General features: G+C 70.9%; 13 protein-coding genes. 3 read left to right on the forward strand and 10 right to left on the reverse strand.

All coding sequences use genetic code 11. From position 1 onward, the window contains the following. Positions 1 to 126: 126 nt before the first annotated feature. Complete coding sequence (locus ACX1D0_RS06295; RefSeq protein WP_459020023.1) at positions 127 to 3,465, forward strand: proline dehydrogenase family protein; 3,339 nt, start codon at positions 127 to 129, stop codon at positions 3,463 to 3,465. A gap of 56 nt (positions 3,466 to 3,521) precedes the next feature. On the opposite strand, the gene rpsO is transcribed toward ACX1D0_RS06295, so the two are convergent. Then, positions 3,522 to 3,785, reverse strand: coding sequence for a 30S ribosomal protein S15 (gene rpsO / locus ACX1D0_RS06300; RefSeq protein WP_459020402.1), 264 nt, complete (start codon positions 3,783 to 3,785; stop codon positions 3,522 to 3,524). A gap of 204 nt (positions 3,786 to 3,989) precedes the next feature. Here rpsO and ACX1D0_RS06305 point away from each other — a divergent pair, with 204 nt between their 5' ends. Next, positions 3,990 to 4,469 carry a GNAT family N-acetyltransferase gene (locus ACX1D0_RS06305; protein WP_459020024.1) on the forward strand — a complete coding sequence of 160 codons (480 nt, stop codon included), beginning with the start codon at positions 3,990 to 3,992 and terminating at the stop codon, positions 4,467 to 4,469. Positions 4,470 to 4,477: 8 nt separating this feature from the next. On the opposite strand, the gene ACX1D0_RS06310 is transcribed toward ACX1D0_RS06305, so the two are convergent. From ACX1D0_RS06310 to ACX1D0_RS06330, 5 genes are all read right to left on the reverse strand, one after another. Next, complete coding sequence (locus ACX1D0_RS06310; RefSeq protein ID WP_459020025.1) at positions 4,478 to 5,383, reverse strand: bifunctional riboflavin kinase/FAD synthetase; 906 nt, start codon at positions 5,381 to 5,383, stop codon at positions 4,478 to 4,480. Further along, positions 5,380 to 6,249: a tRNA pseudouridine(55) synthase TruB gene (gene truB, locus ACX1D0_RS06315; RefSeq protein ID WP_459020026.1), complete on the reverse strand. Its 870-nt coding sequence runs from the start codon at positions 6,247 to 6,249 to the stop codon at positions 5,380 to 5,382. Before truB ends, ACX1D0_RS06310 begins: the two co-directional genes overlap by 4 nt. Further along, positions 6,246 to 6,686, reverse strand: a complete 441-nt coding sequence (gene rbfA / locus ACX1D0_RS06320; protein ID WP_459020027.1) for a 30S ribosome-binding factor RbfA — start codon at positions 6,684 to 6,686, stop codon at positions 6,246 to 6,248. The genes truB and rbfA overlap by 4 nt, the downstream gene beginning before the upstream one ends. Beyond that, positions 6,686 to 9,613: a translation initiation factor IF-2 gene (infB, locus tag ACX1D0_RS06325; RefSeq protein ID WP_459020029.1), complete on the reverse strand. Its 2,928-nt coding sequence runs from the start codon at positions 9,611 to 9,613 to the stop codon at positions 6,686 to 6,688. Before infB ends, rbfA begins: the two co-directional genes overlap by 1 nt. 197 nt (positions 9,614 to 9,810) lie before the next feature. Further along, the gene (locus ACX1D0_RS06330) at positions 9,811 to 10,044 is read right to left on the reverse strand and encodes a YlxR family protein (RefSeq protein ID WP_459020030.1); all 234 of its coding nucleotides are present in this window, start codon (positions 10,042 to 10,044) and stop codon (positions 9,811 to 9,813) included. 121 nt (positions 10,045 to 10,165) lie between these two features. Here ACX1D0_RS06330 and ACX1D0_RS06335 point away from each other — a divergent pair, with 121 nt between their 5' ends. After that, on the forward strand, positions 10,166 to 10,735 hold the full coding sequence (locus ACX1D0_RS06335; RefSeq protein WP_459020031.1) for a hypothetical protein: 570 nt from the start codon (positions 10,166 to 10,168) through the stop codon (positions 10,733 to 10,735). A gap of 61 nt (positions 10,736 to 10,796) precedes the next feature. On the opposite strand, the gene ACX1D0_RS06340 is transcribed toward ACX1D0_RS06335, so the two are convergent. The 4 genes from ACX1D0_RS06340 to rimP all read right to left on the reverse strand — a co-directional run bounded on the left by ACX1D0_RS06340 (position 10,797) and on the right by rimP (position 15,400). Then, positions 10,797 to 11,933, reverse strand: a complete 1,137-nt coding sequence (locus ACX1D0_RS06340) for a resuscitation-promoting factor (protein ID WP_459020032.1) — start codon at positions 11,931 to 11,933, stop codon at positions 10,797 to 10,799. A 95-nt stretch (positions 11,934 to 12,028) separates the two neighbouring features. Further along, complete coding sequence (locus ACX1D0_RS06345; RefSeq protein WP_459020033.1) at positions 12,029 to 13,900, reverse strand: LTA synthase family protein; 1,872 nt, start codon at positions 13,898 to 13,900, stop codon at positions 12,029 to 12,031. A gap of 37 nt (positions 13,901 to 13,937) precedes the next feature. Then, the gene (gene nusA / locus ACX1D0_RS06350) at positions 13,938 to 14,912 is read right to left on the reverse strand and encodes a transcription termination factor NusA (RefSeq protein WP_459020403.1); all 975 of its coding nucleotides are present in this window, start codon (positions 14,910 to 14,912) and stop codon (positions 13,938 to 13,940) included. Then, a complete protein-coding gene (rimP, locus tag ACX1D0_RS06355; RefSeq protein ID WP_459020034.1) occupies positions 14,912 to 15,400 on the reverse strand; it encodes a ribosome maturation factor RimP in 489 nt (162 codons plus the stop codon). Before rimP ends, nusA begins: the two co-directional genes overlap by 1 nt. Between the last annotated feature and the right edge of the window lie 6 nt (positions 15,401 to 15,406).

Genomic DNA, 15,406 nt, shown 5'->3' on the forward strand with positions numbered 1-15,406 from the left:
ACGGCGCACCCGAAGACCACTACCGAGGACCAGACGGACACGTGCGCTGGGCGGCGGGGGTGGAATTGTGTTGACAGTTGTTTCAGTTGTCCTGTGCAGTCTAGCCGCTTGAGCCACGATGGTTGAATGCTCAGTGTCACCTCGCCGGAGGCCATCGAGGCGGCAGTGGCCACCGCCAGGCGGTGGGCGGCCGCCAGCGCCGGCCATCCCGAACCCCCTGCCGCACGGCTGTTGGCGCGCGTCCTGGCCCACCCGCAGGGCCTCGCCTTCACGCTCGACTTCGTCGACGACGTGCTCCGCCCGGAGGACGCATCGGTGGCCTCGAGGGCGCTCGGTGAGCTCGCCAAGCGCCCGGCGCCGTTCCTTCCGGTGCCGCTGCGTGTGGGCCTGCGGGCCGTCCGGGTGGCGCCACGCCCGGCGCTACCCCTGGTCCGGGCCGCCTTCCGCGCGCTGGTCGGCGACCACGTCGTGGACGTGGGCCGCCGTCTCGGTCCCGCACTGCGCCGCGCGCGGCGCAGGGGCAGCGACCTCAACGTCAACCTCCTCGGCGAGGCGGTGCTGGGCGACGCCCACGCCGGTGGGAGGCTGCGGGAGACGATGCGCCTCCTGGCCCGCCACGACGTCGACTACGTCTCCATCAAGGTGTCAGCGGTCCTCGGCCCGCACGCCCCGTGGGCCCACGCCGCGACCGTCGAGGAGGCCGTCACCCGGCTGCGGCCGCTCCTGCTGCAGGCAGCGGCGGCCGGCAAGTTCGTGAATCTGGACATGGAGGAGTACCGCGACCTCCACCTCACCCTCGACGTGTTCAGCCGGCTCGTCCTGGAGCCGGACCTGCTGGGTCTGCGGGCCGGCGTCGCGGTGCAGACCTACCTCAAGGAGTCCGGCCTGGTGATCGACCTTCTCGACGACCTGGCGCGGCGACGCGAGGCCGCCGGCGGCGTCCCGCTGAAGGTGCGCCTCGTCAAGGGCGCCAATCTGGCGATGGAGCGGGTCCAGGCGGAGCTGCGGGGCTGGGACAACCCGGTGCACCCGGACAAGGAGCACACCGACGCCAGCTTCCTGCGCGCCCTCGACTTCTGCCTCGCCCCGGAGCGCGCCAGGCGGCTGCACGTCGGCGTGGCCAGCCACAACGTCTACGCACTGGCCATGGCCTGGGAGCTGGCGAAGGAGCGCGGCGTCACGGGCCAGGTCGACATCGAGATGCTCTCCGGCATGGGTGTCCCCCTGCAGGAGGTGATCCTGGGGGAGGTGGGCCGGTTGAGGCTCTACGTCCCGGTGGTGCCGCGCGCCGAGTTCGACTCCGCGATCTCCTACCTGGTCCGCCGGCTCGAGGAGAACGCGGCGCACGAGAACTTCATGTCCGGTGCCGCACGGCTCGGGCACGACGCCTCGTTCCTAGATCGCGAGGAGGCGCGCTTCCGGGCGGCGACGGGCCTCGTCGGCGCCCCGGTGCCCGACAGCTGGGCGCGGCAGGCCCGCCCCCGAGGGGGGCCGGCGTTCGCCAACGCACAGGACACCAACCCCGCGCTCCCCGCCAACCAGGAGTGGGCGGCGGCCATCCACGCCTCGCTGCCGGTCCCCGCGCTGGGCGCCGCCACGGTGCGCGACGCGACGCTGACCGATGCGCCGGCGCTTCGGGCGGTCGTGCGCCGCGGCCGCGCCGCCGGCGCGCAATGGGCCGCTGTTCCCGCGCCGCAGCGGGCAGCCGCGCTGCGCCGCCTCGCACAGGAACTGGAGGAGTCCCGGACGGAGCTGATCACGGTCGCGGCCGACGAGGTGGCCAAGCTGATCGACCAGGCCGACGTCGAGGTGTCCGAGGCCGTGGACTTCGCGCGCTACTACGCGGCGCGGGCGCTGGACGTGGTGGACGGGGCCCGCCACGTGCCGCCCACGCTCACCGTGGTCGCACCCCCGTGGAACTTCCCCATCGCCATCCCGCTGGGCGGGGTGGCCGCGGCGCTCGCCGCCGGTTCCGCGGTCATCCTCAAGCCGGCTCCCCCGGCCCGCCGGACGGCCGCCGTCCTGGCCGAGGCGTGCGCACGAGCCGGCCTCCCCGGGGGCGTGGTCCAGTTCGCGGTGCTCGACGACGGCCCGCTCGGCCGGGCGTTGATCACCGACCCCGGCGTGGATCTGGTCATCCTCACCGGCGCGGCCGAGACCGCGGCGCTGTTCCGGTCGTGGCGCGCGTCGCTGCCGTTGCTGGCGGAGACCTCCGGCAAGAACGCGATCGTCGTGACGCCGTCGGCGGACCTGGACCTGGCTGTGGCGGACCTTGTCACCTCGGCCTTCGGGCACGCCGGCCAGAAGTGCTCGGCCGCGTCGCTCGGGATCATGGTGGGCTCGGTGGGTCGGTCGCGGAGGTTCCGCGATCAGCTCCTCGATGCCGTCGGGTCGCTGCGGGTGGCCTGGCCGTCGGACCCTGCCGCCCAGATGGGCCCCCTGACCGAGCCCCCCGGGGACAAGCTCCTCCGTGGTCTGACGCGCCTGGAACCGGGTCAGCGGTGGTTGCTGGAGCCGCGGCGCCACGGCGACCGGTTGTGGAGCCCGGGCATCCGTGCCGGCGTCCGCCCAGGCTGCGAGTTCCACCAGGTGGAGTACTTCGGCCCTGTGCTCGGGCTCATGCACGCCGCGACCCTCGAGCAGGCCGTCGCCTGGCAGAACGGCACCCCCTACGGACTCACGGCCGGCCTCCACTCGCTGGACGAGCGTGAGATCCAGACCTGGCTGGAGAGGATCGAGGCGGGCAACTGCTACGTGAACCGCACCATCACCGGCGCCATCGTGCGCCGGCAGCCGTTCGGCGGGTGGAAGCGTTCGGCCGTGGGACCCGGCGCCAAGGCGGGCGGCCCGCATTACGTGGCCGGCCTGGGGCGGTGGGAACCCTCACCCGGGCGGCCCGGCCCTGGCGGCGAGCCGACCACCCCGGCATTGGCGCGGCTCGTGCGCGGTGCGCGCGGCGTGCTGGGCGACGACGACCTGGGCCGGCTGCGCGCGGCGGCGGTGGGCGACGAGGAGGCGGCAAGGACGGTGTTCACCGCGTCGCACGACCCGTCGGCCCTCACCGTGGAGCGAAACGTGCTGCGGTACCGGCCGACGGTCGTGACCGTGCGGGTGGAGACCACGGAGGCGTGGCCGGCGCTGCGGGAGGCCTCGGCCGCGCTCGCCGTCGGCGCGCCCGCGCGGTTCTCGGCGCGGGAGGGCCTGGACCCCGGGGTCGCGGCGGTGTTGCGCGCCGCAGGGCTCGAGGTGGAGGAGGTCGCGGACACCGCGTTCGACGCCACCGCGTCAGGACGGATACGGCACCTCGGGACCCGCGACCTCCTCGCCGACCTCGGCGGATCGATCGACGCCACCGTCCATGCCGGCCCGCCACTGCCGGGGCCCCTGGCGTGCTTGCCGTACGTGCGGGAGCAGGCGGTCTCCGTCACGGCCCACCGGTTCGGCCACCCTCGCGCGGCGGGCTAGAGACGACTCAGGGCACCCCGTCCGGGGTGCCCTGAGAAGGTGAGTTTTCGGTGCGATCAGCGACGCAGGCCCAGGCGGGCGATCAGCGCGCGGTAGTGCTCGACGTCGTTCTTGGCGACGTAGTTGAGCAGGCGGCGGCGCTGGCCGACCATGAGCATGAGGCCACGACGGCTGTGGTGGTCACCCTTGTGTGCCTTGAGGTGCTCGGTGAGGTGAGCGATCCGCTTGGTCAGCAGGGCGATCTGCACATCCGGCGATCCGGTGTCACCAGGGGTGGTCGCGTACTCGTCGATGATCTTCTTCTTGTTTTCAGCGTCCATGTACATGGGGCTCCTTCCGGATCGCTGCACGGCGCCCCAGGCGCGGGTGCTGTCGGGGCTCTGACTGGTCCGTGGCCGATCTAACGGCAACCTGAGAACCCTATCATCGGGCGGGACCGGCTCCAAACGCCTGCACGCGCCGAAGCGGCGCCCCAGCACGGGGTAGGGTAGGAGCGTCCCGGAAGATTGAGCAAGGAGCCCCTGATGGCCATCGGCGTCCGTCCTGCGACATCCGCAGACCTCGAAGCCCTTCGCGCCCACCAGGCGCGCCCCGAGCTCGGCCTCGTGGACCAGCATTTCGAGGCGCAGGAGCGAGGAGACCTCATCTTCGCCGTCGCCCACGACGGTGCCGAGCCCCTCGGCACGGCGGTGCTGGACCTCGACGCCGATTCCATGACACCCGAGCTGCGCAACATGTTCGTCTACCCCCACGCCCGCCGCAAGGGAGCAGGCCGCGCGCTCAGCCAGTACCTCGAGTCCGAGGCGCGTGCCCGGGGCTTCTCGGCGGTCTACCTGGCGGTGGATCCCAACAACGAGAAGGCCGTGCCCCTGTACGTCTCCCTCGAGTACCACCCCACGGGTGAGCATCTCTTCGTAGACCGCCCGGAGGTGCCTCAGGTGGAGGGTGACGCGGAACCCAGCGAGCACTACGCCATCTACAAGAAGTCGCTCACCGCTCGCTGAGCCCCTGTTCAGGCCCCGAGGCAGCGTCGAGCGGCCTCGACGTCGGCGTGCATCTGCTCGATGAGCGGCTCGATCCCGGTGAAGCGGACCTGCCCGCGCAGCCGTTCGACGAAGTCGACGGCCACCTCCGCGCCGTAGAGCTCAAGGTCCGTGCGGTCCAGGACATAGCTTTCGACGCGGCGGTCGGCACCGTCGAACGTGGGGTTGGTGCCCACCGATATCGCCGCCGGCATGGGTGCGCCGCCCCTGTCGTCGAGATTCGTCAGCCACCCGGCGTACACTCCGTCGGCCGGCACCGCCATGTCCGGCGGGACGGTGAGATTGGCGGTGGGGAAGCCGAGGTCGCGGCCTCGCTGGTCCCCCACCACCACCACCCCGCGGAAACGGAACGGGCGGGTGAGGTGCTCAGCCGCCTCGGCGACATCGCCGGCGGCCAGGAGCTCGCGGATGCCTGTGGAGCAGGACACCTCGTCGTGGATCACCTCGAGCGGAAGCGGGAGGACCTCGAACCGGCCCTCACCGAGCTCCGCCAGCGTCGTGACGTCTCCGGCGGCCCGGTGGCCGAAGCGGAAGTTCTGTCCCACCACCACCCTGACGGGATGGAGCGGGAGGAGGAAGCGGTCGACGAACTGCGCCGGTGACATGGCGGCGACCTCTGGCGTGAACCTGATCACTCGGACCTCGTGCGCCCCGGCGCCCTTGAGGAGGTCGATGCGGGTGCGCAGGTCGCTGAGCAGCTTGGGGGCCGCGGCGGGGCGCAGCACCGTGACGGGGTGCGGCCAGAACGTCAGCACGACGAGGGGGTGGTCGACGTCCCTGACCGCCTCGGCCAGGACGCGGCGATGGCCGCGGTGCACGCCGTCGAAGTTACCGATCACGACCACCGTCTCCGTCACAGTGGTCAAATCTGTCATGCCCCCACCAGCACCGCAACCGGCCGGGCGCCTTCACCCGCGGGCTCGTACAGCGCGAGCAGGTCACCGGAGGGAGACAGCACGCCTGTGGGGCTGCCCGGCACGGACCGCGCCAGCGGCCGGCCGAATCCCACGTCACGCGCCTCCTCGTCGGTGAGGTCGACGACGGGGAAGCTCAGGCGGGCGGCCTGGGCCATCGACATCAGGGGCGGCGCCTCGTCGCCCAGCACGACGGCGTCCTCCAGGCAGTAGCGGCCGATCCGGGTGCGCCGCAGCGCAGTGAGGTGGCCGCCGACCCCGAGCGTTGCCCCGAGATCTCGTGCGAGCGCCCGGACATAGGTGCCCGAGGAGCACTCGACGTCCAGGTCCACGTCCATCCGGGCTCCGTCCGTGCGGACCCCCACCACGTCCAGCCGGGACACGGTGACCGGCCGGGAGGCTAACTCCACCGTCTCCCCCGCCCGCACGCGGGCGTAGGAGCGCTTCCCGTCGACCTTGATGGCCGAGACTGCGCTCGGGACCTGGAGAATATGGCCCCGCAGGGGCTCCAGCGCGGCCTCGATCTGCACCGCCGTGATGGCGGATGCGTCGGCCACGGCGGTCACGTCGCCGTCGGCGTCGTCCGTGGGAGAGGACTCCCCCAGCCGCACCGTGGCCAGGTATCGCTTGTCGTGGAGGGCGAGATGGCCGAGCATCCGGGTGGCGCGGTTGACGCCCAGGATGAGGACGCCGGTGGCCATCGGGTCCAGCGTGCCGGCGTGACCGATCTTGCGTGTACCCAGGAGGCGGCGCAGGCGACCCACCACCTGGTGGGAGGTGACCCCCGACGGCTTGTCGACGATCACCACCCCCGAGGCCTGGGTCACTGCTCGTCGTCCTCCTCGGACTCGCGCGGCTTCCGGTACGGATCAGCTTCACCGGCGAACGTGCTGCCCTGGGCCGCGGCCGCCACCTGGGCGTCCTTGGCCTGCACCTCCGCGAGGAGGTCCTCCATGTGGCGCGCCACCTCTGGGGTGGCGTCCCTCACGAAGGCCAGCGTGGGCGTGAACTTCATGCCCAGGTGCTGGCCCACCGTCGAGCGCAGCATGCCGGTGGCCGACTCGAGAGCCGCCGCCGATCCGGCTCGGGCCTCGTCGTCGCCGAGGACGGTGTAGAAGGCGGTGGCCTCCCGGTTGTCACCGGTGAGCCTCACCTCCGTGATCGTCACGAACCCCAGGCGGGGATCCTTGACGCGCCGCTCGATCGTCGTGGCCAGAATGACCTTGATCTGATCCGCCAGCTTGGCGTTTCTCGGTCCGGGCATCAGGAACGCTCCTTCTCGACCATCTCGAAGGTTTCGATGACGTCACCGATGCGGATGTCGTTGAAGTTGTTCAACGTCACACCGCACTCGAAGCCCTCGCGGACCTCGGTGGCGTCGTCCTTCTCGCGCCGCAGCGACGCGATGGAGGTGGTGGCCACCACGATGCCGTCGCGCAGGAGACGCGCGCTGGCATTGCGACGGATGGTGCCGTCGGTGACCATACAGCCGGCGATGTTGCCGAACTTGGACGAGCGGAAGATGTCTCGGATCTCCGCCTGACCACGCACTTCCTCGGCGAAGATCGGCTTGAGCATGCCCTTGAGCGCCGCCTCGATCTCGTCGATGGCCGAGTAGATGACGGAGTAGAACCGCATGTCCACGTTCTCGTTGTCCGCCATCTTGGCTGCGTGCGGCGTGGGCCGCACGTTGAAGCCGATGATGACGGCCTTGGAGGCTGCCGCCAGCGAGACGTTGGTCTCGGTGATGGCACCCACACCGCGGTCGATGACGCGCAGCGACACCTCGTCGCTGACCTCGATCTTGGACAGTGCGTCCTCGAGGGCCTCGACCGAGCCTGCGCCGTCGCCCTTGAGGATGAGCAGGAGCTCCTGCGCCTCGCCCTTTTCGAGCTGTTCGAACAGCTGGTCGAGGGTCTTGCGGCGGCTCGTCTTCGCCTGCTGTGCGGCGCGCATGCGGGCCTCACGCTTATCAGCGATCTGCCGGGCCATGCGATCGTCCTCGACGACCAGCACGTTGTCACCGGCGCCGGGCACGGAGGTCAGTCCGAGCACCTGCACGGGCATCGACGGCGGGGCCTCGCTGATCGTCTCGCCCTGGTCGTTGACCAGAGCGCGGACGCGCCCATGGGCCGAACCCGCCACGATCGAATCTCCGATGCGTAGCGTGCCACGGTGGATGAGCACCGTGGCAACCGGGCCGCGTCCCTTGTCGAGGTGGGCCTCGATGGCCACGCCCTGAGCGGGCATGTCCGGGTTGGCGCGGAGGTCCAGTGCGGCATCGGCCGTCAGCACGACGGCTTCGAGCAACTCCTCCAGGCCCTGGCGGGTGATCGCGGAGACGTCGACGAACTGCGTGTCGCCGCCGTACTCCTCCGGGACGAGACCGAACTCGGAGAGCTGTCCGCGGACCCGCGTGGGATCTGCAGCCTCCTTGTCGATCTTGTTGACCGCCACCACGATCGGGACGTTGGCCGCCTTGGCGTGGTTGAGCGCCTCGATGGTCTGCGGCATCACGCCGTCATCGGCCGCCACCACGAGCACCGCGATGTCGGTGGACTTGGCGCCACGGGCACGCATGGCGGTGAACGCCTCGTGGCCCGGGGTGTCGATGAAGGTGATGGGGCGGATGGTGCCGTCCACCTCGGTGACCACCTGGTACGCGCCGATGGCCTGCGTGATGCCGCCGGCCTCCTTCGCCACCAGGTTGGTGTGCCTCAGCGCGTCCAGCAGCTTGGTCTTGCCGTGATCCACGTGACCCATGACCGTGACGACGGGCGGGCGTGCCTCGAGGTCGTCCTCGTCGCCGATGTCCTCACCGAACTCCAGGTCGAAGCTTTCCAGCAACTCGCGGTCCTCGTCCTCAGGCGAGACGACCTCGATGTTGTAGTCCAGTTCCGCACCGAGCACCTCGAGGGTGTCGTCCGCGACCGATTGAGTGGCCGTGACCATCTCGCCGAGGTGGAACAGCACCTGCACGAGCGACGCCGGCTCCACACCGATCTTCTCGGCCAGGTCGGTCAGCGAGGCGCCGCGACGGAGGCGCACGGTGGCGCCGTCGCCCTTGCGGAGGCGCACACCGCCGATCGACGGGGCCTCCATCTGGTCGAACTCTTGACGACGCTGCTTCTTGGACTTGCGTCCGCGACGGCCGGCAGCACCACCGCGACCGAACGCGCCCTGGGTACCACCGGTGCGACCGCGACCGCCTCCGCGACCACCACCGCCCGCGGGGGCACCCATGCCGCCACCCATACCGGGACCACCGGGACCACCGGTGCCGCCGCCGGGGCGACCAGCGCCACCACCGCCGCCGGGGCGGCCGCGGCCGGGACCACCGGGACCACCGGGGCGGGCGCCGCCGCGCGTGGGGGCGCCGAGCTGGGAGTTGGCCGTCTTGGGCATCATCGCCGGGTTCGGGCGCGGCATGCCGGGCACGCCGCCCGTACCGCCGGGCCTGGGCATCCGGTCACCGGGGGCGGCGGGAGCGCCGGGACGGGCACCCGGAACACCGGGACGAGGCGTCTCGGGACGACGACGCTGCTGCGTCCCCATACCCTGCGCCGGGGCGAAGGGGTTGTTGCCCGGCCGCGGGGCGCCGGGTTTGCGGGGGGCCGCCGCGCCAGGCGCGGGAGCGCCGGGACGCGGGCCGGGAGCGCCCGGCCGAGGAGCCGGGGCACCGGGGCCGGGGCGCTGGCCCGGAGGGGTGGGACGCTGAGGCGCGGGGGCGGGCGGACGCACGCTCGGGGCTTCCGACGGCGCCGGCGTGGCCGCAGCCGCCGGAGCGACCGGAGCGGCAGGCGCCACAGGCGCGGGCGGGGTGGCCGGTCGGGGACCGGGTGCGGGCGGACGGGGCGCGCCCGGACGGGGCGCCTCGGCAGCGGGGGCGGCTGGGACGGCAGCGGGCGCGGGGGCCGACGGCGCAGGCGCGGGGGTTACCGGCTGGGCGGCCGGGGCCGCCGGGGTCTGGGGACGCGCGACCGGCGCGGCGGTGGGGCCGCCAGCAGCGGCGGCCGGGGTGTTTCCGGCCGGGGACCCTCCGAAGGCCTCCCGGATCTTGCGCACCACTGGCGATTCCAGCGTGGAGGACGGACCGCGAACGTATTCGCCGTTCTCTCCCAGCCAGGCCAGCAGGTCTTTACTTGTCTTCCCGATTTCCTTGGCGATCTCGTGGACGCGAGGCTTTGCCACTACTCTCCTTTGCGGCCCGACCTCCAAGGGGGCGGACCTTTAGTTGTGCTGAATCATCGTTGGGTTCTCATCGAGTGGTCATGAGCGTTAGCCCACCTTCTGGTTGCCGCCCCGTGGGGCGTGGAACGATGCGCCCATGCACGCATGGGCCGCTGGTCATCATATCGTTCAGAACGGCCCGGTACCAGCCAGCCTCGTCACTGCGCAAGGTGAAGCAGCTCCGGCGCCAGATCCACGCCCGGCCCGAAGACCCGGCGGACGGCCTGGCGCTTGACGGCAAGGCCGACGCACGTGCTGTGGATGTAGGCCCCCCGCCCCGGGAGCCTGGGGCTGGTGCCGTCGACGACGAGGTCACCACGGCGGACGATGCGGACCATCTGGCCCTGGTCGTCGCGCCGTCGGCAGCCCAGGCACGTGCGTTGCGGAGTCATCGGCAGCAGCCTACGGCCAACTGCCAGCAACCCCCCAGTCCGCGCACAGGATCCTGACAGGGGCCGGCGGGATGGTTGTCCTGTCGGGCACTCAGCCCGTCCACGACCACAAGGAGACATCATGCAGAACAAGATGATCGCAGGGATCTCAGCTGCCGCCATGGCCGCGGGGCTCGGCTTCGGCCTGACCCAGCTGGCCAGTGCGGACACCACCACCGACCCCACGCCCAGCGCCACCGCCTCGGCGGACACCTCCACCGACACCGAGCGCACCGGCAGGGGCGCCCACGGAGGTCGCGGCATGCTCGGCGCCGACGTCGCGACGCTTGCCGAGAAGCTGGGCGTCGAGGAGGACGCGCTGGAGGAGGCCCTCGACGCGGCTCGCGACGCCGTCGATCCCGCGGAGCGGTCCTCTGACGACACGCAGGAGGAGCGCGAGGCCGCGCGGACGGAGCGGCAGGCGGCCATCGCCGAGGCCCTGGCCGGGGAGCTCGGCATCGACGAGAGCACGGTGCAGTCCGCGCTCGACGAGATCCAGGCGGAGCGGGAGGCCGATCGCGCGGCAGCCGACCAGGAGGTACTGGACCAGGCCGTCACCGACGGGGACCTGACCCAGTCCGAGGCGGACGTCGTCCAGAAGGCGATCGACGCCGGAATCGTGTCGACGCGCGGCGGGCACCACGGCCGCTGACCGGGCGCGACGACAAGACCCGATGGCCTAGCGGCCATCGGGTCTTGTCGTGCCTGTGGAGTTACGCGCAGCTCCAGGGCTGGGTGCCCCGGATGGCGTAGAGGCGGTTGGCCACGGTGATCTGCTCGGCGCGGCTCGCCTGGTGCGGGTACGCGGCGAAGTCCTGGCCGTTGACGGAGCGCCACGTGGCGAGGTTGAACTGCAGCCCGCCGTAGTAGCCGTTGCCGGTGTTGATGTCCCAGCGTCCGGTGGACTCGCACTGTGCGATCCGGTCCCACATCGCCTCACGCGCCAGGTTGAGACCCGACGACGACGTCGACGACGAGCTGGAGGAACTCGTCCTGGCGACCGGCTTCGGGGCGACCACCTTGGTACCGACGGTGGTGACCTGGCTGACGGGCTGCCGCGACACCACCCGCTCGTCGAGGGTCGAGCTCTTGAGGACGCCGTCCTCGTACACCTCGGTGTAGGTCTCCCGGGCGAGGCCCTCGACCCCCTTGGTGGTGATCCTGCTGGTGCCCTTGGTCAGCTTGTCGGACTTGACCGAGGTCTTCTCGAACGCGATGGACACGTCCTTCGACGCCTGCTTGACCTCGACGTCGATGACGGAGATGGCCAGACCGTCCTCCAGGGCGGTGCCGGCGGCAGGGGTCACCTTGTCGTCCGCGTCTGGCTTGACGCCGGCGAGCGCGAGCGCATCAGCGACGGTGCCCGCCACGGTGAGCGGTGCGGGGGTGCCGGCGACGGTGAGCGTCACGTCCTTGGCGGTGGCCACCTGCATGGTGAGGCCCTCGCGGGTGATGGCGGTGGAGCGCGACGTCGAGAGCTTCGAATCGGTGGCGCCGAGGTTGAGCATGGCCAGGGCCTGCCCGACGGTGCGGGCGGTGGTCCACACCGTGCGCTTCTCCCCGTCGACCGTGACCTCGAGTTCGCGGCCGAACGCGACGCTGATCTCCATGTCGTCGGAGACCTCGGTGTCCGGGCCGGGAAGGACGACGTCGTGCTGTCCGAGGCTGATGTCCTCCAACTGCAGAACCTCGGCGACCGTGTCCTCGCGCACCGCGATGGTGCGGGACACGCCGTCGACCACGAGGGTCACGTCATTCTTGTGCAGCGCAGTGGCGACGCCGGCTGCGGTGACCAGCGCGAGCGCACAGCCGCCGGCAGCAGCGGGGATCCAGAACTTCTTCGCCTTCAACAAAAACTCCTCAGCAGATTCAGTGGTACGTGAATCAGGCTAACCCGGGAGTTGAGAAAAAACCAAACAAACCCTGAGATTCTCTCAGTGATGGACTACTGTGCCGCCCGGTGCGCGGCGTAGACGGCCTCGGTCTCCACGTACCAGGCCAGCGCCTCGTCGCGCATCGCGGTCATCCAGTCCTCGTCGGTGGAGGCGGCCAGGTCCGTGAGCTCGAAGGGATCCTCGGCCAGGTTGAAGACCTCGTCGCGGCGGTCCCCGAAGTGGTGGATCAGCTTCATGTCACCGTCGACCACCGCCGTGCACCGCCCTCTGTCGAGGCAGGTGGACACCAGCGGGCCCTGCGGCGCGTCGCTGTACAGCGAGGGCTGGTACGTGTGATCGCTGATCAGGTCGAAGCCGAGGGCGTCCACGGCGGTGGGCAGGACCGCCAGTTGGTTGGCCGGCTGCGTCAGGCGCTCACCGCTGCGCCGGGGGTCGTGGATGAGGAAGGGGATGCGCACGCCCTCCTCATAGATGGTGTTGTCGTGCTGGAAGATCCGGTGCTCACCGAATCCCTCACCGTGGTCGCCGGTGACCACGAACACCGTGGAGTCGTAGAGCCCGAGCTCCTTGAACATGTCGATGACGCGGCCGACGAAGGCGTCCTGGTAGTGGATGCCGTTGAGGTAGTCGTTGAGCAGCGGGTCCTCGACGAAGCTGATGGGCTCGTAGCCCTCGAGAGCGTAGTCGTGGTGCCCCGTCACGGTGAGCATGCTCATCAGGAACGGCTGCCCGTCGAGCGTCTCGAGCCAGTCACGCTGCGGGCCCAGCATGATGTCGTCCTCGTAGCCGAAGTAGTTGGCCCTCTGGAACCCGACCTTGCGCATGGAGTCCACGCCGCGGAAGAAGTCGAACCCGAGGTTCTCGACCGTGTTGCGGCGACGCTCGAAGTGCTCGGTGGCGGACTGGAAGAACGCGCTGGCGTAGCCCTGCGCGCCCAGGAGATCGGCCAGGCACGGCATCGGCAGGCCCGCCGGATCCGCCTCGGTGTTGTCGCTGTCCGTGGGCGGCGCGAGGCCGCAGTGAACGGCGGTGATCGCCTTGGACGTGTGCGGGAGGACGGTGTAGCCGCGGCTGGGGGTCAGGCTCGACCCGGCCAGAGCGTCGAGCACCGGGGTGACCGGTTGGCTGGTCGCCGGCAGCGTCGACGTGGCGCGCTGGGACTCGAGCGTGATCACCACCAGGTTGCGCCGCGAGGCGTCACCGCGGGGCACCAGGCGCGCGGCGTCCCCCTCGGACGGGTCCGCGTCCTCCGGGCTGACCGGATAGGCGGAGGCCTCCCTGATCGGCGACACGATGAGCTGCACGGGTGGGGCCAGTGCGAAGGCGGCCGAGATGGTGGGGGCGCTCCACGTGGACGCGGCCAGCAGGACCGCCGTGGCAGCCACGACGGCGCGGTGGACCCGCCGGGAGGGCGTGCGGCGAAGCAGCCGCGACACCGTCGGCCCCAGCAGCAGCGGCGCGACGAACGTGCCGATCACCACCGCGACGAACCACCCCACCATGGATGGGCTGACCTGCGACCCCAGGAGCCCGCTCAGTTCGCCCCTCGCCCGCCAGGCGTAGTCGATCTGCTCCCAGGTCAGGGGATTGCCGGTCTCCATCACGTACTCGTGGCTGACGATTGAGAAGAGCCCCAGCACCAGGGTCGCGGCGTGGGCGAGATAGAAGGCCGACGTCCGCCACCACTGCGCGCCGACGGCGCAGAGCACCGCCCACAGAAGGGCCCACCCGGCGCCGAAGGCGACGTCGGACCACATGCGGGCCGTCACCTCGAGGGCGCCGGCGTCCGGAAAATACCGCTCCGTGCGCACGAGCTTCAACCAGACGCCCATCACTGCGACGGGGGCAAGGAGCACGACGAGTCGCCCCCACGTGTGTCGGGGCTTCAGGAAACGCGAGGTGAACGCACGGTGAACAGACATCGTCGGGACATGTTACGCCCCCCGACGACGCGGAGCACTATGTGCTGGGCGCGGTGTCGGGTTGGATGTCGATCCGCCATCCGGTGAGCCGGGCGGCCAGACGCGCGTTCTGGCCCTCGCGGCCGATCGCCAGGGACAACTGGTAGTCCGGCACGATCGCCCGGCAGGCGCGAGCCTGCTCGTCCACGACCGTCACCGACAGCACCTTGGCCGGCGAGAGCGCCGCCGCCACGAACCGTGCCGGGTCGTCGGAGTAGTCGACGATGTCGATCTTCTCGTCGCCCAGCTCGTTGGTCACGGCCCGCACGCGCTGACCCATCGGCCCGATGAACGCGCCCTTGGCGGAGACATCGGCATGGTTCGAGCGGACAGCGATCTTGGTGCGGTGCCCGGCCTCGCGGGCGATCTCCATGATCTCCACGATCCCCCGGCCGAGTTCCGGCACCTCCAGCGCGAACAGCTTCTTCACCAGGTTCGGGTGGGTACGTGACACGATCACCTGCGGGCCGCGCAGCTCACGCCGCACGGCCACCACGTAGACGCGCAACCGCCGGCCGTGCGAGTAGTCCTCGCCGGGCACCTGCTCGGCCAGCGGCATCATGGCCTCGAGGGTGCCCAGGTCCACGCGGACGGCGCGGGTGTCGCGGTCCTGCGCGATGGTGCCCACGACGATGTCGCCCTCGGTGCCGGAGAAGTGGCCGAACTTCTGGTCATCCTCGGCCTCCCGGATGCGCTGGAAGATCACCTGACGCGCCGTCGCGGCCGCGATGCGTCCGAAGTCTGTGGGGGTGTCGTCGAAGTAACCGATGATCTCGTCGTCGTCGTTGAACTCGGGCGCCAGGACACTGACCTTGCCGGACTTGCGGTTCACCTCGACCTTGACGCCGCGCAGCGCGTTGGGAGTCTTGTTGTACGCGTTGAGGAGCGCGTCCTCCAGCGTCTTGATGAGGTACTCCTCGGAGATCTCCTTGTCACGCTCGATAGCGCGCAGTGCGGCCAGATCGACATCCATCATGCATCCTCTCCGTCTTCGTCGGCCACGGGGCGGTTGAGCTCCACCTGGACGACGGCCTTCCTGATGTCGCCGAGCGTGACCGTCCGGGGAGCGCCGTCGACCTCCACGGTGACCGCCTCGTCGGCGGCCTCCAGGATCCTGCCGGTGATCTCTCCGCCCTCGACCAGCCACAGCCTCACCAGGCGGCCGGTGTTCCGGCGGTAGTGCCTGGCCGCCACGAGCGGGGTGCTCACACCGCGCGAGCTCACCTCGAGCGTGTAGGGACGCTCCCCCACGGCCGCGCTCTCGTCCAGCGCCGCGGAGATGGCCGACGACGCGCGGGCGATGTCGTCCAGCAGCGGTCCGCGACCGACGGGGCCGTCCCCGTCGACGGCGATACGCAGGACCGAACGCTTCCCGATGGGGGTGATCTCCATGCTGTCGAGCTCGAGTCCGTGCTCTGCGAGGATCGGTTCGATGACCGCCGCAAGCGAGTTCTCCTGCATTTCGGC

The organism is Tessaracoccus pujii (assembly GCF_054483895.1).